General features: G+C 68.2%; 15 protein-coding genes. 8 read left to right on the forward strand and 7 right to left on the reverse strand.

Going from position 1 to position 17,112, the window contains the following annotated elements; all coding sequences use genetic code 11:
* Positions 1–59: 59 nt before the first annotated feature.
* The 8 genes from KV397_RS16365 to KV397_RS16400 all read left to right on the forward strand — a co-directional run bounded on the left by KV397_RS16365 (position 60) and on the right by KV397_RS16400 (position 9,486).
* Positions 60–290 carry an AbrB/MazE/SpoVT family DNA-binding domain-containing protein gene (locus KV397_RS16365; RefSeq protein ID WP_261811762.1) on the forward strand — a complete coding sequence of 77 codons (231 nt, stop codon included), beginning with the start codon at positions 60–62 and terminating at the stop codon, positions 288–290.
* Positions 274–690, forward strand: coding sequence for a PIN domain-containing protein (locus tag KV397_RS16370; protein WP_261811763.1), 417 nt, complete (start codon positions 274–276; stop codon positions 688–690). The genes KV397_RS16365 and KV397_RS16370 overlap by 17 nt, the downstream gene beginning before the upstream one ends.
* A 63-nt stretch (positions 691–753) precedes the next feature.
* On the forward strand, positions 754–2,199 hold the full coding sequence (argG, locus tag KV397_RS16375) for an argininosuccinate synthase (protein ID WP_131491599.1): 1,446 nt from the start codon (positions 754–756) through the stop codon (positions 2,197–2,199).
* Positions 2,200–2,544: 345 nt separating this feature from the next.
* Complete coding sequence (locus tag KV397_RS16380) at positions 2,545–3,180, forward strand: TetR/AcrR family transcriptional regulator (protein WP_261811764.1); 636 nt, start codon at positions 2,545–2,547, stop codon at positions 3,178–3,180.
* Positions 3,177–4,046, forward strand: coding sequence for a hypothetical protein (locus KV397_RS16385; protein WP_261811765.1), 870 nt, complete (start codon positions 3,177–3,179; stop codon positions 4,044–4,046). The genes KV397_RS16380 and KV397_RS16385 overlap by 4 nt, the downstream gene beginning before the upstream one ends.
* Complete coding sequence (locus tag KV397_RS16390; RefSeq protein WP_261811766.1) at positions 4,043–5,878, forward strand: YhgE/Pip family protein; 1,836 nt, start codon at positions 4,043–4,045, stop codon at positions 5,876–5,878. Before KV397_RS16385 ends, KV397_RS16390 begins: the two co-directional genes overlap by 4 nt.
* A 135-nt stretch (positions 5,879–6,013) precedes the next feature.
* Positions 6,014–8,665, forward strand: a complete 2,652-nt coding sequence (locus KV397_RS16395) for a penicillin acylase family protein (protein ID WP_261811767.1) — start codon at positions 6,014–6,016, stop codon at positions 8,663–8,665.
* Between the two features lie 59 nt (positions 8,666–8,724).
* Positions 8,725–9,486, forward strand: a complete 762-nt coding sequence (locus KV397_RS16400; protein ID WP_047523443.1) for an alpha/beta fold hydrolase — start codon at positions 8,725–8,727, stop codon at positions 9,484–9,486.
* 82 nt (positions 9,487–9,568) lie between these two features.
* On the opposite strand, the gene KV397_RS16405 is transcribed toward KV397_RS16400, so the two are convergent.
* From KV397_RS16405 to KV397_RS16435, 7 genes are all read right to left on the reverse strand, one after another.
* Positions 9,569–10,450, reverse strand: a complete 882-nt coding sequence (locus tag KV397_RS16405) for a hypothetical protein (RefSeq protein WP_261811768.1) — start codon at positions 10,448–10,450, stop codon at positions 9,569–9,571.
* A gap of 271 nt (positions 10,451–10,721) precedes the next feature.
* The gene (gene mnhG, locus KV397_RS16410) at positions 10,722–11,111 is read right to left on the reverse strand and encodes a monovalent cation/H(+) antiporter subunit G (RefSeq protein ID WP_153243272.1); all 390 of its coding nucleotides are present in this window, start codon (positions 11,109–11,111) and stop codon (positions 10,722–10,724) included.
* Positions 11,108–11,377, reverse strand: a complete 270-nt coding sequence (locus KV397_RS16415) for a monovalent cation/H+ antiporter complex subunit F (RefSeq protein ID WP_047523448.1) — start codon at positions 11,375–11,377, stop codon at positions 11,108–11,110. The genes mnhG and KV397_RS16415 overlap by 4 nt, the downstream gene beginning before the upstream one ends.
* Positions 11,374–11,961 carry a Na+/H+ antiporter subunit E gene (locus KV397_RS16420; RefSeq protein ID WP_047523452.1) on the reverse strand — a complete coding sequence of 196 codons (588 nt, stop codon included), beginning with the start codon at positions 11,959–11,961 and terminating at the stop codon, positions 11,374–11,376. The genes KV397_RS16415 and KV397_RS16420 overlap by 4 nt, the downstream gene beginning before the upstream one ends.
* Positions 11,961–13,511, reverse strand: a complete 1,551-nt coding sequence (locus KV397_RS16425) for a Na+/H+ antiporter subunit D (protein ID WP_047523454.1) — start codon at positions 13,509–13,511, stop codon at positions 11,961–11,963. Before KV397_RS16425 ends, KV397_RS16420 begins: the two co-directional genes overlap by 1 nt.
* Complete coding sequence (locus tag KV397_RS16430) at positions 13,508–14,077, reverse strand: Na(+)/H(+) antiporter subunit C (protein ID WP_052193689.1); 570 nt, start codon at positions 14,075–14,077, stop codon at positions 13,508–13,510. The genes KV397_RS16425 and KV397_RS16430 overlap by 4 nt, the downstream gene beginning before the upstream one ends.
* Positions 14,077–17,046, reverse strand: coding sequence for a Na+/H+ antiporter subunit A (locus tag KV397_RS16435; protein ID WP_047523458.1), 2,970 nt, complete (start codon positions 17,044–17,046; stop codon positions 14,077–14,079). Before KV397_RS16435 ends, KV397_RS16430 begins: the two co-directional genes overlap by 1 nt.
* Positions 17,047–17,112: the final 66 nt, after the last annotated feature.

Raw genomic sequence — 17,112 nt, forward strand, 5'->3', positions numbered from 1 at the left:
CGCGTCCGCCGCCGATATGAAGCACTCGTTTGCCACCATTCGAATGGTACGGTCATGGCATGAGAGCAACCATGGACAAGGCAGGGCGGATCGTGATCCCGGCCGCGCTCCGTGAGCGCGTCGGATTGATCCCCGGCCCGGTCGATCTCCTCCTCGACGGCAACGCCATCCGGATCGAGATCGACGCTCCGGACAACCTCATCGAGAAGGATGGTCGTCTCGTCATCACAGGCGGCCCGACACTCACCGTGGACGAGATCCGGGAGCTCCGACTTGCCGATCAGCGCTGATCTCCTCCTCGACACCAGTGCCGCGATCGCGCTGGTCCATGACCGGCACCCGGCACACGAACGGATGCTCGAACTCACCCACGGTCGCGTCATCGGGCTCGCCGGGCACGCGGCCGCCGAGACGTACTCGGTGCTGACGCGCCTGCCGGGCGCCGCCCGCGTCAGCCCCGGTCGCGCGCAGGAGATCATCGACCGGTCGTTCCCCGCCTCCGCACCGCTTTCGCCGACGACGGCGGCGGCTGCGGTCACCACCTTCGCCGAGGCGGGCATCGCAGGGGGCTCGGTGTACGACGGACTCGTGGGCCTGGCCGCACGGGATGCCGCCGTCCCGCTCCTCACGTGCGACCGTCGCGCCCTGGGCACGTATGCCGCGCTCCGGGTGGAGGTCCTCCTCGCCTGAGGGTGGCATCCCCACCGTCATGCGGGACAGGGCGACACGCCGCCCGCGGATAGACTGGGAGCCATGTCCAAGGTCCTCCAGTCCCTGCCCGTCGGCGAGCGCGTCGGCATCGCCTTCTCCGGAGGACTCGACACCTCCGTCGCCGTCGCGTGGATGCGCGAGAAGGGCGCCGTGCCCTTCACGTACACGGGCGACCTCGGCCAGTACGACGAAGACGACATCGAATCGATCCCCGGCCGCGCGCTGGAGTACGGCGCGGAGGCCTCGCGCCTGATCGACTGCAAGACCGCCCTGGTCGAAGAGGGCTTCGTCGCCCTCTCCTGCGGCGCGTTCCACATCCGCTCCGGCGGCAAGACCTACTTCAACACGACGCCCCTCGGTCGCGCCGTCACCGGCACCATGCTGGTGCGCGCCATGAAGGAGGACGGCGTCGACATCTGGGGCGATGGCTCCACTTACAAGGGCAACGACATCGAGCGGTTCTACCGCTACGGCCTGCTCGCCAACCCGCGTCTGCGCATCTACAAGCCGTGGCTCGACGCCGACTTCGTCACCGAGCTGGGCGGCCGCAAGGAGATGAGCGACTGGCTGGTCGCGCGCGACTTCCCGTACCGCGACTCCGCCGAGAAGGCCTACTCGACCGACGCCAACATCTGGGGCGCGACGCACGAGGCGAAGACGCTCGAGCACCTGGACGTCTCGCTCGAGACCGTCGACCCGATCATGGGCGTGAAGTTCTGGGACCCCTCCGTCGCGATCGAGACCGAAGACGTCACCGTCACCTTCGAGTCCGGTCGTCCGGTCGCGATCAACGGCGTCGAGTACAGCGACCCGGTCGCCCTCGTCATGGAGGCGAACACCATCGGCGGACGCCACGGCCTGGGCATGAGCGACCAGATCGAGAACCGCATCATCGAGGCCAAGTCCCGCGGTATCTACGAGGCCCCGGGCATGTCGCTGCTGTTCATCGCCTACGAGCGCCTGGTCAACGGCATCCTGAACGAGGACACGCTCGCCACCTACCACGAGCAGGGCCGCCGCCTCGGTCGCCTCATGTACGAGGGCCGCTGGTTGGAGCCGCAGTCGCTCATGCTGCGCGAGTCGATCCAGCGCTGGGTCGGCCTCACCATCTCGGGCACCGTGACGATCCGTCTGCGCCGCGGAGACGACTGGACCATCCTCGACACCGTCTCCCCGAACCTCTCCTACGGTCCGGAGAAGCTGTCGATGGAGCGGGTCGGCGATGCCGCATTCGGACCGGTCGACCGCATCGGCCAGCTCACCATGCGCAACCTCGACATCGCCGATTCGCGCGCACGTCTGGAGCAGTACGCGGGACTCGGCCTCGTGGGGGGCGCGACCGGCGAGCTCGTGGGTCGCGTGACGGCCGGCGAGTCGAGCGAGATCACCGAGTCGGTCCACGGGTCGATCTCCGAAGCCGATGAGACCCTGGCGGATGCCGTCGACTCCGCCTCCGAGGGTGCGGCCTTCGACTCCGGCACCGACTGATCCCGGACGCCTGACCCGGACTCCTGCCTCGGGCGCCTGACCCGGACTCCTGACTCGGGCGCCTGACCCGGACTCCACCTGACGCGGAGCCCAGCACGCACACGGGTCTGCGCCGCACCTGCATGATCCGGCGACGGATGCATGACCGGTCCATCCGGATCGCTCATGCATCCGGGGAACAGTCATGCATGTGGGACGAGCCATAGCTGCCGGACCGAGCCATACCTGCCGGTCCGAGCCATCCCCGCGGGGCCGAGCTATGCCCGCGGGGCGGGGATCCTGAGAGCCGACTTCGAATCCACCCCCTATCTTGCACACTACTGTGCATGATCGTATCCTGGACCGATGACAACTCGTGCACCCCGTCGCGACGCCGTCGAGAATCGCGCCGTCATCCTCGCCGCCGCACGGTCGACCCTGGCGGTCGACCCGTATGCCTCGATCGATGTCATCGCACGCACCGCGGGCCTCTCCCGTCGCACGCTCTACGGGCACTTCGACGATCGCGACGCCCTGATCCGCGAGCTCATCTCGACCGGAGCACAACGATTCAACTCGATCGCCGCCTCGATCTATGACGAGGATGCCCGGATCACCCTCGCCCGCCTCGCCGCGCGGCTCTGGCACGAGGCGGCGCACGTGCACCTCGCTGCGGCACTCGCGCTCGATGAGACGCATGTGGAACACACCGCGGCGGCACTCGCACCCCTGCGTCGCACCGTCGCCGACCTCGTGCGCCGCGGCCAGGAGGACGGGAGCTTCCGCACCGACCTCGCCGCGCCGACGCTCGCACGCTTGATCGAGGAGATGGCCCGCACCGTCGTCTCGCGCACGGATGCCACCAGCTCCGACGCGGCCGACGTCGCCGTGCGCACCGTGCTGAGCATCGCCGGGCTCTCCTGGCGTGAGATCGATGACCTCCTCACCGCTCACCCCGACATCGACGCCACCGCTCCCGCAGATCGGACGGCCCGCGCATGAAGATCGCCCTGCAGGAGGTGAGCAAAGGACGCGGCGGCGAGGCGCTTCCGGCGACGTCGTTGGAATTCCACACCGGTGCCGTGCGCTTCGCCCTCGCCGAGACCGAACAGCGCCCGACCGTGCTCGGACTGATCGCGAGCGGCCGCATGCGCCCTGACACCGGACGGGTGAGCATCGACGGTACAGCCGACCCGAAGGCGCTGCGCCGGCACCTCGCGCTGGTCGATGCCCCGGATGTCAGCGATCCACATCCCGACATCACGCTCGCCGGCGTCGTGGGCGAAGAGCTCATGTTCGCCGGCGTCGGCGCCACACCACTGCACGCACGGCGCTGGCTCGCCCAATTGGGATTCAGTGAGCTCGCCTCGGTCCCGATCGGGAACATCGATCCTGCCGCCCGCGTACGCATCCTGTGCGAACTCGCCGTGTTGCGCGAAGGCGTCGAGGGCCTGGTCCTCGTCTCCCCCGACCGGCACGGCGGACGTCCGGACGGCTGGTGGCGCATCGCCGGGGAGTTCGCCGACCGTGGCTACGCGATGCTCGTGATCGTCGGCGGCTCGGCAGCGGTCGCTCTGGAGCGGATGCACGAGTTCGAGGCGATCAACGCCTCCGGCCCCGTCCAGCCACTTCCCACACCCACACCCGACCCCGCGCCAGACCCCGAACCCGACCCCGAACCCGAACCCGAACCCGAACCCGAACCCGAACCAGAACCAGAACCAGAACTGGTGGCCGACACGCCAGAGGTCGGACCGGACGGGGCAGAAGGTCCTGCATTTGGCGTGTCGGCGGACGCCACGAACCATGACGCGGACACCCCGCTTCCCCTGCACGAGGACCCCACAGAGAACGGAGGTGGGCGATGAAGGTTCCCGCCATGATCGCCGCCGAGCTGCGGCGACTGACTGCGAGCAGGATGGGGATCCTCGCCCTGGTCGCGCTGATCTGCGTGCCGATCCTCTACGGCGGCCTCTACCTCTGGGCGAACCAGGACCCGTACGCCAAGTTCCCCGAGGTTCCCGTCGCTCTGGTCGTCGACGACGACGGTGCGCCCGCCCCCACCAGCGGCACCGAGCCGTCGACCGGCGAAGACGTGAACTACGGCGAGGATGTGGCCGAGAACCTCCTCGAGGGCAACGCCTTCGACTGGCAGCGGATGACGGCGGACGATGCCTCCGAGGCACTGCGGACGGGTGCCGTCGACTTCACCGTGACCATTCCGGCGGACTTCTCCACCGCGCTGACCTCCGCCGCCGGCACGGACCCCCACCAAGCACGGATCGTCCTCGAGACCAACGACGCGAACAACTATCTCGCCTCATCGATGGGCACCCAGGCCGTCGAGAAGATCCGCAGCTCGGTGGCTGAGATGGTCGGGAGCCAGGCGGCCGAGCGACTGCTCACCGGGCTCAGCGACGTGCGTGACAACCTCGTCACCGCGACGGAGGGGGCCACGCAGCTCGCGGACGGCGCGGGGACGGCCGCGACGGGGAGCTCCACGCTGGCAGACGGCACCGCCAAACTCGCTGACGGCACCGCTCAGCTCGCGGCGGGAGCGCAGACACTCGCGAGCGGCGCACAGCAGGTCAGTGCGGGCAACCGCCAGTTGGCGGACGTCGCCGACCGCGCCGGCGCGGCAGTCCAGCAGGCGACCAACGCCCTCCCGCAGGTGCGCACCGACATCGCGAACGCCCTGACGGAGCGGGGTCTCACCCCGGAGGAGATCGACCAGGTCCTGGCCACGCTCGACCCGCTGGGCTCCCGCCTGGAGGAGGGCAACGCGCAGGTGCAGAGCGCGGTCGGCAAAGTCGACCAGCTCGCCGACGGCGCCGCATCCCTGGCGTCCGGTGCCGCCGATCTCGCATCGGGGGCCGGCACGGTCGCGACCGGAGCTTCGGCCGCGAACACCGGCGCGGTCCAACTGCGGGACGGGCTCGCGACGCTCGCATCCGGAACGACGGAGCTGCGCGACGGGCTGTCCGCCGGTGTCGACGCGATCCCGTCCTCGACACCGGAGCTGCGGACACTGCAGGCCGACACGATCGCGGACCCCGTGAAGGTGTCGAGCGACAAGGTCGCCTCCGCGGAGGACTACGGCGCCGGCCTCGCACCGTTCTTCGCCGCGCTCTCCGCGTGGATCGGCATCTACGCACTGTTCCTGATCGTGAAGCCGATCTCTCGGCGCGCGATCACCGCCCTGCACTCGCCCATCCGCATCACGCTGGCCGGGTGGCTGACCCCCGCGATGCTGGGCGCCGTGCAGATGGTCGGGCTCATGGGCATCCTGGCGATCACCCTCGGCTTCACCTTCGACCACCCGCTCGGCACCCTCGGCGTGATGATGTTCGCCTCGGCCACCTTCGCGGCGATCATCCTCGCCCTCAATGTCTGGCTCGGGTCGGTCGGGCAGTTCCTCGGCCTGGTGCTGATGGTGCTGCAGCTGGTCACCGCGGGAGGGACGTTCCCCTGGCAGACGCTGCCCGGCCCCCTCGCCGCCCTCCATCACGTCCTCCCCCTGGGCTACGTGGTCGACGCGATGAGGCAGCTCATGTACGGCGGAGACTACGCACGCGCCGGGTGGGATCTGGTGGTCCTCGGAGCCTGGCTCGCCGGTGCGCTGCTGCTGGCGATGATCGGGGTGACGCGCATGACCCACCGGCGAACCCTGCGCGACCTGCAACCGAGCTTGATCGGCTGACGATCCCGGGCGTTCGTCGCGGGACACGCCGTGACGAGCGCCCGGCCGGATATGATGCGAAGGCGCGACCCTGATACGCGCACTGGGGCTCTATGGGACTGAGTTCCACATGTCTACCCGAAAGAGTTCTCGACGATGACGACCGATTCACAGGCATCCGCCGCACCCGCACGCCCCTCCCTGGGAGTCCGGATCGGACGCATCGCGTTCCTGGTGGTGGCCGCTGTCGTCGTGGTCGCCGTGGCCGCGGCGTTCTTCGTGACCTGGACGATCCAACGCTCCTTCCCGCAGACAGCCGGCACACTGGAGCTCGATGGGCTCCAGGCCGAGGTCACGGTGCAGCGAGACGCCCGCGGCATCCCGACGATCACGGCGGACTCCACCGACGACCTCTTCTATGCCCAGGGCTTCGTGCACGCCCAGGACCGGTTCTTCGAGATGGACTTCCGCCGCCACGTGACCGCGGGCCGAGTCGCGGAGATGTTCGGGGAGTCGCAGGCCGCGACCGATGCGTTCCTGCGCACCCTCGGCTGGCGCGACGTCGCCGAGGCCGAGGTCGAGGCGATGGACGACACCACGCGCGGTTACTACGAGGCCTACGCCGACGGGGTCAACGCCTACCTCGCTTCCCGCTCCGGAGCGGAGCTGTCGCTTGAATATGCAGTTCTCGGCATACAGAACCCGGACTACGCACCCGAGCCGTGGGAACCCGCCGACTCGGTCGCCTGGCTCAAGGCGATGGCCTGGGACCTCCGGGGCAACATCGAGAACGAGACCGAGCGCTCGCTCCTCGCCGCCGAGTCGAGCGAGGCCGACGAGACGACCACCGAGACCGGCGACCTGCTCGCGCAGCTCTACCCCGACTATCCGTTCGACGAGAATCCGGTGATCGTCCCCAAGATCTCCACGGTGCCGACTCTCGACACCGGCGCGGAGCCCGCCGCCTACACGCTCCCCGAGACCGAGGGCCAGATCCAGCAGGCGACCACGACGATCGAGTGGACCGAGACGTCGAGCGTCATCGAGGCGGCGAGCGAACTCGTCGGCGATGTGGGCGAGGGGATCGGCTCGAACTCCTGGGTGGTCTCCGGCGACCTCACCGAGAGCGGTGCACCGTTGCTGGCGAATGATCCGCACCTCGGCGCCTCCCTCCCTTCGGTCTGGTACCAGGTGCAGCTCACCTGCTCGACCGTGGACGACGACTGCCCGTTCGACGTCAGCGGCTTCTCGTTCTCGGGATTGCCCGGCATCGTGATCGGGCACAACAGCCAGGTCGCCTGGGGCTTCACCAACCTCACGACAGATGTCACCGACCTCTACGTCGAGCGCGTCGTCGGCGACGAGTACTGGCGCGACGGGAAGCTGGTACCGCTCGAGCAGCGCACCGAGACGATCAAGGTCGCCGGCTCCGACGACATCGAGTTGACCATCCGCTCGACCGTGCACGGGCCGATCATCTCGGGGCTCACCGACGACTTCACAGCGATCGCCGACGACCCCGCACCCGCCCTCGACGCCGGTGGTGCCACCACTCCCGCGCCCGGCGCAGAGGACGACGCCGAGTACGCGGTCAGCCTGCGCTGGACCGCCCTCGACCCGGGCACGACAGCGACCGCGATCTTCGCCCTGGGCACTGCGCAGGACTTCGAGGACTTCCGCTACGCCGCGTCCCTCTTCGACGTGCCGGCCCAGAACCTGATCTACGCCGACACGGAGGGCAACATCGGCTACCAGACGCCCGGCCGACTCCCGATCCGGGGCGCCGGCGACGGGTGGATGCCGCAGCCAGGATGGGACAGCAGCTACGACTGGACCGGGTACATCCCGTTCGAGGAACTGCCGGTGTCGTACAACCCCAGCTCGGGGTACATCGTGACCGCGAACAACGCGATCGTGGCGGATGACTACTCCTACTTCCTCTCCCGCGACTGGGACTACGGGTACCGGGCGGCGCGCATCGCGCACCTGATCGAACGACGCGCGGCGGCCGCTCCGCTGACCGCCCAGGACATGCGCGACATCCAGATGGACAACGAGATGTGGATCGGCAAGCACCTCGTGACCGTGATGGGCGACGTCGAGGTGAGCGGAGCCGGACCGAAGGACGCCGTGGAACTGCTGACGACATGGGACGCCCAGAACTCGGCATCCTCCGCCGCGGCCGCCTATGCCAACGTGCTCTGGTCGAACCTCGTGCAGAACATCTTCGCCGAACGTGAACAGCCGCTCCCCATCGACGGACAGGGCAGGCTCTTCACGGTGGTGGCCGACTTGTTCGAGGACCCGTCCGACCCGCTGTGGACCAACACAGCGCTCGGCGTCGACGGGATGGACTCCATGCTGAAGCTCTCGGCGGAACAGGCCTACGAGGAGCTCTCCGCGCTGCAGGGTGAAGACGTCCTGCGGTGGAACTGGGGCGACCTCCACGCGATCACCCTCACGAGCGACACCCTCGGCTCCTCCGGCATCGCACCGATCGAAGCGCTGTTCAACCGGGGCCCGTTCCCCGTGGGCGGCGGAGCGTCCGTGGTGAACGCGACCGGATGGGCGCTCGGCGTCTCGTACGCGACGACGACGGTGCCCTCGATGCGCATGGTCGTCGACCTCTCGGACTTCGATGCGTCGACCTGGAACCACCTCACCGGGGCGTCCGGCCACGCCTTCCACGCGAACTACACCGACCAGACCGAGGACTGGGCCGCCGGCGTGCAGACGCCGTGGGCCTTCACCGAGAAGGCCGTCACAGGGGCGACCGTCGACACCCTGGTGCTGACCCCGGCCGGCTGAACGGTCGCGAGCGGCGGCGCCGGAAGCGGCGCCACAGGGTGCTCGGCTAGCGTGGGTGGGTGCCATCCAGTTACCTCGCCCCGAAGGGCACTCCCGCCACGCTCCTGGAGTTCGAGCACGGGGGTGCGACGCTCATCGCAGAGACGTTCGGGGAAGGCCCCCACACCTATCTGCTCCTGCACGGCATCGGCATGGGACGCAGCGTCTACCTCGACATCGTGCAGCGGCTCGAGGGGCGCGTGATCGCACTCGACCTCCCCGGATTCGGTGAGGCGCCCGAACCGACGCGCACCCTCACCATGGAGCGGCACGCCGACCTGGTCGCGGCCTATCTGACGCACGTGGGGGCGAGTCCGGTCATCGTGATCGGCCACTCGATGGGAAGTCAGATCGCGGCCGAGCTCGCGGCGCGGCATCCCTCCCTCGTCGAAGGCGTGGTGCTGGCCGGCCCCACGGTGAACAAGGCGGCGCGCAACGTCGGCGCCCAGGCGCGGTACCTGCTGCTCGACCTGATCGGCGAACGCCCGTTGGTGCTCTGGCGCGGGGCGAGGGAGTACCTGCGCGGCGGCCCGCACCTGATCCGGAAGATGCGCGCGACCATCGTGCACGAGCCCGAAGACGCGTTCGTCCGCATCGAGTGCCCCGTGCTCGTGCTCCGCGGTGAGAGCGACCCGTTGGCGCCGCTGAGCTGGTGCCGCGAAATCCTCGACGCCATCCCCGGCGCCGCCCTCGAAGTCATCCCCGACCACGGTCACGGCACCCTGATCAGCGACTCCGAGCCCGCAGCCCGGCTGATCCACGAGTTCGCCGCCCGCCTCTGACCCCTCACCGACCGTCGGCGTTCACAACTCCTCAAGATCGGCGTGCCGGCCGCGTCCAAACCCTGCGCAGGGAGGATTCACCTCACTTCTTGAGGAGTTGTGAACGCGCAGCGTTCCGGAAGTGCGGGCCCAGACTCTGCACGACCGCATCAACCGCCTCGCGCAGAGCGGAATCTCTGCGCAAGATGTCTGAGGCGAGGGGACGGATGGTGATGTACCCCTTCGTCGCGGCAGCCAGATCGCGCCGACGATCGTCGACCTGTTTCTCCCAGCCCTCGTGGAACTCCCTGCTGTCGCACTCGATGATGCGCCACCCCTCGACGAGGAAATCCACTCGCCCCACTCCGTCGATCGCCACCTGGGTCTCGTAGGCGATTCCCAGCGTCCGCAGGATGAGCCTCATGAACGTCTCCGGCCCCGACTCCGCTGACGAGTCGACGAGAGTGAGCAGGATCCTGAAGCGCACCGGCAACCGTTCGAAGACACGCGCGACCTCCTCCCCCGTCATCAGACCGTGGTGCAGGATGCTGTCGAGTGTGGCGACGGCAGCCCGTGGGTGCTGACAGCGGACCGCTTGCATCAGTGCATCGCCGAGAGATGCCGCATGCAACGGTTCGGGATCGCCGGACCATGTGTTCCAGTGGAGCAGTGTGTGCTTCGACCGAGGGGGCCTCACTCGAGAGGATCCCGGTCGCACATGCACGTGCAGCACCCCTCGCAGATGGACGAAGACTCCGATCTCGACGAGAAGGGAGACACACGACAGACGACCGCCGATCCGCACGGCCTCAGCCACCTCGGCAGACACCGGTTCGATCGCGTACCGGTCTCTGCGGAGGCGCCGAAGTCGACCACCCTCGACAGCGCGAACGATGTCGCGCGACGTCATTCCCGATGCCACCAGGTCGGCGCGCGAGAAGACGGTCACGGCGTAGAACCGAGCAGTGCGTTGACGGACGGTCATAGGTCGCATCCGGGAAGCTTGACGGACCGGCGCGGCGAGCGGGGCAGACTGCGCGGAATGGGGATGGTTTTCCCCGATGCGGTCCCTGGGGAGGAACAGTCAGGCGCCGATGACACCCACCCCGCCGTTCACAACTCCTCAAGAACATGCAGATTCGGCAGGAAGTGCTGCGAATCCGACCCCTCCGAGCTCGGATCTAGGGAGTTGTGAACACTCGACGGCTCTGCCCGGCCGGCGCGACACCGGCCCGGCCGGCGCGACACCCGGGGGGTCAGCCGGCGGCGGGCGGGGTCTGCTTCGACTCGGCGAGCTCGTCCACGACGAGGCCCCGCTGCTCGATGGTTCCGTTGCGATAGGCCTGCCGCCCGACCATGTGCGCCGAGAGCGGAGCGGTCGCGAACTGCATCAGCACGATCGGCGCGATGAGCACGAGACCGACCAGGATGCCGCCGATCGACCGCTGAGACAGGGCGATGGCGATGCAGATGAGCAGGAGTCCGAGGACCTGTGGCTTGGTGGCCGCGTGCAGACGGGAGGGCACATCCCGGAAGTGCAGCAGTCCGACCGCCGCCGACAGGCACAGCACGGCGCCGAGCAGGATGAGCACCAGGACCGCCACGTCGACGACGGCATCCGGGATCATGAGACCGAACACGTTCATGGTGTCGTGTTGTCCCTTCTCGCGACGAACCGGGCCACCGCGATCGACCCGAACACTCCGATGGCCGCGATGATGAGGAGGACGGGGATGTTCCGGGTGTGACCGTTGATCGCCATCTCCGCACCGATCACGCACATCACCTCGGTGAGGAGCACGTCGGAGGCGACGGCGCGGTCGAGGATCGACGGTCCGCGCACGATACGGATCAGGGCGAGGATCGCGGCGATGCCGAAGACGACCATGATCAGCAGGAGCAGGATGTTCATCGGACACCGCCCTTCGCTCCGAGTCCGGCCCGCTCGTCGGCCTTGAGTGCACGGTACTGCGCGGGGTCGCCGAGCGCACGCACGATCCTGCGCTCCCACCGGAGCACCCCGGCGCGCTGCTTCTCCACGTCGTCGGTCGTCCGGACGCCGATGACGTGCAGGTACAGGATGCGTCGGTCTCGATCAGTCTCGACGACCAGCGAACCGGGGATCAGTGAGGACACCACGGCGACGTGCGTCATCACCAGGTCGTCGGCGTAGCGCAGGGGCACCGCGACGATGGCTGTGCCCGGCTGGCGGCGGAAGTCGAACACCTGCACCGTGACCGAGAGCGCGCCGTTGAGCACGGCGAAGAGGAACTGCACGACGAAGAGCGCCGCGTACCAGAGGTTGACTCGACCGGAGAGGGCGACGGTGGGCAGCCGGAAGACGCGGGTGACGAAGATCGCGACGATCAGTCCGGTGAGGAAGGACAGCACGGTGAACTGCGCCCACAACAGCATCCAGAGCACGACGAGCCACGCCAGGAAGGGCAGCTGCACCCGGATGTCGCGCCAGAGATGACGTCGGGTCTCGCGCACCATCAGCCCACCTCCTCTTCCAGCTGCACCAGGCTCACCGGCTGCAGCAGGGCGGCACCGATACGGTCGCACAGGGCGTAGAGGGGACCGGCGAAGACGGTGAGGGCGAGGGTGACCGCGACCATCCCCCCGGTCGCGACCGTCATGATCTTCGGGATGCGACGCCGCTCCTGCTGCTCGTCGGCGGCCGGGGCGTTGCCGAGGTAGGAGATGCGACCCTCGGTCTCGGTGGAGTCCTCCTCCTCACGCCAGAACGCGAGGTTCCAGGCGCGCATGAGGGCGTACAGCGTGAGGAGCGAGGTGATGATGCCACCGAAGATCAGCACGAGCATGAGCGGGGTGCCGACGGAGGCCGCCGCCTCGAACAGTGCGAACTTGCCGATGAACCCCGAGAACGGTGGCAGGCCACCGAGGTTGATCGCGGGCACGAAGTACAGCACGGCGATCACGGGGGCGACCTTGAGGAGTCCCTTGACCCGCAGGATCGATGTGCTGCCCGCTCGACGTTCCACGAGGCCGACCGCGAGGAACAGGGTCGTCTGCACGACGATGTGGTGGACGATGTAGTACACCGTCGCACCGATCGCGGCCGGCGTCGCGATCGCGAGACCGAAGATCATGTAGCCGACATGGCTGACCAGGGTGAAAGACAGGATTCGTTTGAGCTCCGCCTGCGCGACCGCACCCAGCACCCCGACGATCATGGTGGCGAGCGCGATGATGAGCAGCAGGGTGTCGATGCTGTTCGAGGCGAAGAGCTGCGTCTCGGTGCGGATCAGCGCGTACACGCCGACCTTGGTCAACAGGCCTGCGAACACGGCGGTGACCGGGGCGGGCGCGGTCGGGTACGAGTCCGGCAGCCAGAAGGACACCGGGAAGATGGCCGCCTTGATGCCGAATGCCACGACCAGCATCAGGTGCAGCACCAGCTGCGTCTCCTGCGGGAGCTCCGACATCCGCTCGGCGATCTGCGCCATGTTGACCGTGCCGAGCGCACCGTAGATCATCGCGATCGACGCCAGGAACAGGATCGACGACACCAGCGAGACGACGATGTAGACCGCGCCGGTGCGGATCCGGGACTCGGTGCTGCCGAGGGTGATCAGGACGTACGAGGCGACGAGCAGGATCTCGAAGCCGACGTAGAGGTTGAAGAGGTCGCCCGCGATGAAGGCGTTGAAGATACCGGCGGCCAGGATCAGGTAGGACGGGTTGAAGATCGAGATCGGCGTCTCGTCGGTGCCGTCGGCCGCACCCTGGCCGACCGAGAAGAGCAGGACCGCGACCAGCACGATGCTCGAGATCAGCACCAGAAGCGCGGCGAGCCGGTCGACGTAGAGCACGATGCCGAACGGGACGGGCCAGCCGCCGACGGACACCGCGAGCGGCTCACCTCCGTCGACCACCACGAGGAGGATGGCGGCGATCACCGAGACCGCGGCGAGCGTCGCGACGGTGACGACGACCTGGAGCCGTGGGTTCCGGCCGAAGACGAGCGTGACCGCGGCTCCCAGGAGCGGCAGGGCGACGAGGAGCGGGACGAGGGCGGTCATGGCTTGCCCTCCTCGTTCTGTCCGTGGTCGTGACGTTCGTCGTGGTCTGCGTCGCCACCCCAATCGGTGGGCGCATCGAAGGGTGCGTCGTCGTGGATGGCGGAGTGATCACGCATGTGCAGCACCGTGATCGGCGACGTCTGCACCCCGACGAAGTCCGTGGTCGCCTCGTCGTCGTCGGTCTCGGACTCGTCGTCCATGAGGTCTTCGTCGGCGTCGGTGCGCTCGCGGAGCGCGATGTCGGCCTCGTCGTCCTCGACGGTGTCGGCTTGGCCGAGCTGCCAGGAGCGGTAGATGAGGGCGAGGAGGAAGGCCGAGACCGCGAACGTGATCACGATGGCGGTGAGGGTGAGCGCCTGCGGGAGCGGGTCGCTCATCTCGCCTTCGGTACCGAAGAACGGAGCGTTGCCCGGCACTCCCATCACGATCAGGAGCAGCAGGTTGGTCGCGTTGCCGAGCAGCAGGAAGCCGATCAGCACGCGGGTCAGGCTGCGCTCCAGCATCGCGTACACGCCGCAGGCGAAGAGCACGGCCATGATGATGATCAGGGTGAGGGAGACGTCCATCAGCGGCTCCTCCCCTCACGGGAGAGGAAGCCTTCGGGGCCCGGTGTGGACCGGAGGGCAGCCTGCCGATCGACCTCGGCGCCGAGGCTGCGCAGGACGTCGAGGACCAGACCGATCACGACCAGGTACACGCCCACGTCGAAGATGGTCGAGGTGACGAACTCCATGTGCCCGATGCCGGGGATCTCCCATTCCCAGAAGGTGCTGGTCAGCGGTGCGAGGCCGAAGAAGAGCGGCACGACCGCGGTGCCGACGGCGAGGATCAACCCGGTACCCAGGAGTCGCCCGGCGTCGGTGGGCGCCGCGGCGCCGAGCTCCCACCGGCCACCGGCGATATATCGCATGACCAAAGCCATACCGGCGACGAGTCCTCCGGCGAAGCCTCCGCCCGGAAGGTTGTGCCCGGAGAACAGCAGGAAGATCGAGACCACGATGATCGTGTGGAACAGGATTCGGACGATCACCTCGAGCAGGATCGAGCGGTTCTCGGGCTTCATCCTCTGTCCGCCGACGAGCCAGGCACGCGGGCTGCTCTCGTTCTCGGATGTCTGGAAGCGGATGCCCTCGGTGGTCTCGACGAGCGGGCGGCTGCGGGCGGCCTTGCGGGTGGCCCGCGGCAGATTCTTCGTGCCCGCCAGAAGGTCGGCCCGGTGCGTGACGAACACCAGGGAAGCCACACCCGTCGCGGCCAGCACGAGCACCGAGAGCTCGCCCATCGTGTCCCAGCCGCGCAGGTCGACCAGCGCCACATTGACCACGTTCTTGCCGTGGCCGATCTCGTAGGCGATCTCGGGGAAGATCTCCGAGATCGGGTCGGCGATCCGGGACTGGGTCGCCACGACGGCGATGAAGGCCATCGTGACGCCGACGCCGATCGCGAGGAGCGCACGCGGAACCCGGCCGACGGAGGCGTTGTGCTCGCCCATCCGTGCGGGGAGGCGACGGAGCACGAGCGCGAACGTGACCATCGTGACGGTCTCGATGAGGATCTGCGTGAGAGCGAGATCCGGGGCACCGCTCGTGGCGAAGAGGACCACCATCCCCAGGCCGGTGACCGACACCAGGACCACTCCCGTGTAGCGCTTCTGCGCACGGACCGCGAAGACTCCGGCGATCGCCATGATCGGTGCCACGACGATCTGGGCGGGGGTGTGCCATGCCGACAGGTTGTAGCGATCGATGTCACTCGCGATGAGCGCTGTCACCTCTGCGGAGACGAACACCACGAAGATGGTGCCGACGTACACCGGCAGGGATCCTCGCTGGGTGAGCGTGGTGCTCAGGACCGACAGGCGGTCGACGCCGCGCATGACGAGGTAGTACACGTCCGCCGCCGTGAAGCGCAGCAGGCGGGCCTTGCGATCCCACCCGGTCTTGCGGCTGAGCAGGAAGAGCCCGATGCCGAGCAGGATCGAGAGGATCGAGATGCCCAGTGCAGGTTCGAAGCCGTGCCAGAGGGCGAGATGCCCCGGACCCTCGACGGCTTCTCCGGCGTGGTCGAGCCCGGGGCTCGCGGTGAGCGCGTACCCCTGCAGGGCGACGTCGAGCGCAGGGGCGCCGATTCCCGCCGCGAGGGTGACACCGGCGAGGATGATCGGCGCCGACAGGAATCCCACCGGAGGGTCGGGCCAGGCGGTGTCCGGGAGCTGCTGTCCCTGCTCATCACGCTTCTTCCAGAAGGCCCCCCAGAGGAAGCGGGCCCCATATGCCGCAGTCAGCATGGAACCGAGGACCACCCCGATGAGCGCGACCAGACCCCACGGGGATCCTCCCAGCGCATCGTCGAGAAGAGCGGTGAGGGTCGATTCCTTCGCGACGAAACCGATGGTCGGAGCGATGCCGACCATCGAGGCGATGGAGATGAATGCCGCCGTCGCCATGACGGGAGCCTGGCGTCCGACACCGGAGAGCTCGGTGATGTCTCGCGTGGAGAGCTGACGGTCGATGACGCCGACGATCAGGAACAGGGCCGACTTGAACAGCGCGTGACCGATGACCAGGGCGAGGCCCGCGAGTGCCGCGGCCTGGGTGCCGTAGCCGACGACCACCGCGAAGAAGCCGAGCTGGCTGACCGTGCCGAACGCGAGGATGCGCTTGAGGTCGGTCTCACGCAGCGCCTGGATGCCGCCGATCAGCATCGTCAGGATGCCGAGGGTGATGACGATGGGGCGCCACGGCGCGCTGAACGCGAAGATCGGGGCGAACCGGGCGATCAGATAGATACCTGCCTTCACCATCGCCGCCGCGTGCAGATAGGCGCTGACGGGAGTGGGCGCGGCCATCGCGCCGGGAAGCCAGAAGTGGAACGGGAACAGCGCCGACTTGCTGATCGCTCCGACCAGCAGCATGACGATCGCGGCATCCACGATCGGTCCGGACGGCGCGATCTCGAGGATCTCGCGGATGCTCGAAGTGCCGGTGTCGACGACCAGCAGCACGACTCCGACGAACATCACGAGTCCGCCGAGCGTGGTCACGAGGAGTGCTTGGAGCGCCGCGCGTCGGCTGGCGGCACGGCGCCGGTAGTGACCGATGAGGAGGTAGGAGAGGATGCTCGTCAGTTCCCAGAACATGACCAGCATCACGAGGTCGTCGGTCAGGACGAGACCATACATCGCGCCGGCGAAACCCAGCAGCACCCCGGCGAACTGACCGATGCCCGCGGTGTCATCGTGGAAGTACCACCGGCAGTAGAGCAGCACGAGGGCGCCGACCCCCGTGACGATGAGCGTGAGCACCCAGCCGAGCACGTCCATGTTCATGGACAGGTTGAGGCCGAGTTGCGGGATCCAGGCGACCGACTCGAACGGAACTGGACCATCGAGGACCTGTGGCGTCATCACCAGCGCATGCACGAAAGCGGCAGCCGGGACGAGAGCCGCGATCGCGAACGCCTGAGCTCCGAGCCAGCGCACCAGAACGGGCATCAACAGCGACCCGAGGAGGAACACGGCGAGGAGCGTCAGCATATACGCGGCTCCCTCGGGGGTCGTCGGCCCCACAGCTCTCGCGGGGGTCTCGCGTCCAGTTTACCG

Origin of the sequence: Microbacterium aurugineum (genome assembly GCF_023101205.1) — a bacterium.
GTDB lineage: Bacteria > Actinomycetota > Actinomycetes > Actinomycetales > Microbacteriaceae > Microbacterium > Microbacterium aurugineum.

What these genes read in the sequence shown, in the direction of transcription:
- KV397_RS16365 (WP_261811762.1), top strand. Translation starts at nt 60, where the DNA reads ATGAGAGCAACCATGGACAAGGCAGGGCGGATCGTGATCCCGGCCGCG.
- argG (WP_131491599.1), top strand. Translation starts at nt 754, where the DNA reads ATGTCCAAGGTCCTCCAGTCCCTGCCCGTCGGCGAGCGCGTCGGCATC.
- KV397_RS16380 (WP_261811764.1), top strand. Translation starts at nt 2,545, where the DNA reads ATGACAACTCGTGCACCCCGTCGCGACGCCGTCGAGAATCGCGCCGTC.
- KV397_RS16385 (WP_261811765.1), top strand. Translation starts at nt 3,177, where the DNA reads ATGAAGATCGCCCTGCAGGAGGTGAGCAAAGGACGCGGCGGCGAGGCG.
- KV397_RS16390 (WP_261811766.1), top strand. Translation starts at nt 4,043, where the DNA reads ATGAAGGTTCCCGCCATGATCGCCGCCGAGCTGCGGCGACTGACTGCG.
- KV397_RS16395 (WP_261811767.1), top strand. Translation starts at nt 6,014, where the DNA reads ATGACGACCGATTCACAGGCATCCGCCGCACCCGCACGCCCCTCCCTG.
- KV397_RS16405 (WP_261811768.1), bottom strand. Translation starts at nt 10,450, where the DNA reads ATGACCGTCCGTCAACGCACTGCTCGGTTCTACGCCGTGACCGTCTTC.
- mnhG (WP_153243272.1), bottom strand. Translation starts at nt 11,111, where the DNA reads ATGAACGTGTTCGGTCTCATGATCCCGGATGCCGTCGTCGACGTGGCG.
- KV397_RS16415 (WP_047523448.1), bottom strand. Translation starts at nt 11,377, where the DNA reads ATGAACATCCTGCTCCTGCTGATCATGGTCGTCTTCGGCATCGCCGCG.
- KV397_RS16420 (WP_047523452.1), bottom strand. Translation starts at nt 11,961, where the DNA reads ATGGTGCGCGAGACCCGACGTCATCTCTGGCGCGACATCCGGGTGCAG.
- KV397_RS16425 (WP_047523454.1), bottom strand. Translation starts at nt 13,511, where the DNA reads ATGACCGCCCTCGTCCCGCTCCTCGTCGCCCTGCCGCTCCTGGGAGCC.
- KV397_RS16430 (WP_052193689.1), bottom strand. Translation starts at nt 14,077, where the DNA reads ATGGACGTCTCCCTCACCCTGATCATCATCATGGCCGTGCTCTTCGCC.
- KV397_RS16435 (WP_047523458.1), bottom strand. Translation starts at nt 17,046, where the DNA reads ATGCTGACGCTCCTCGCCGTGTTCCTCCTCGGGTCGCTGTTGATGCCC.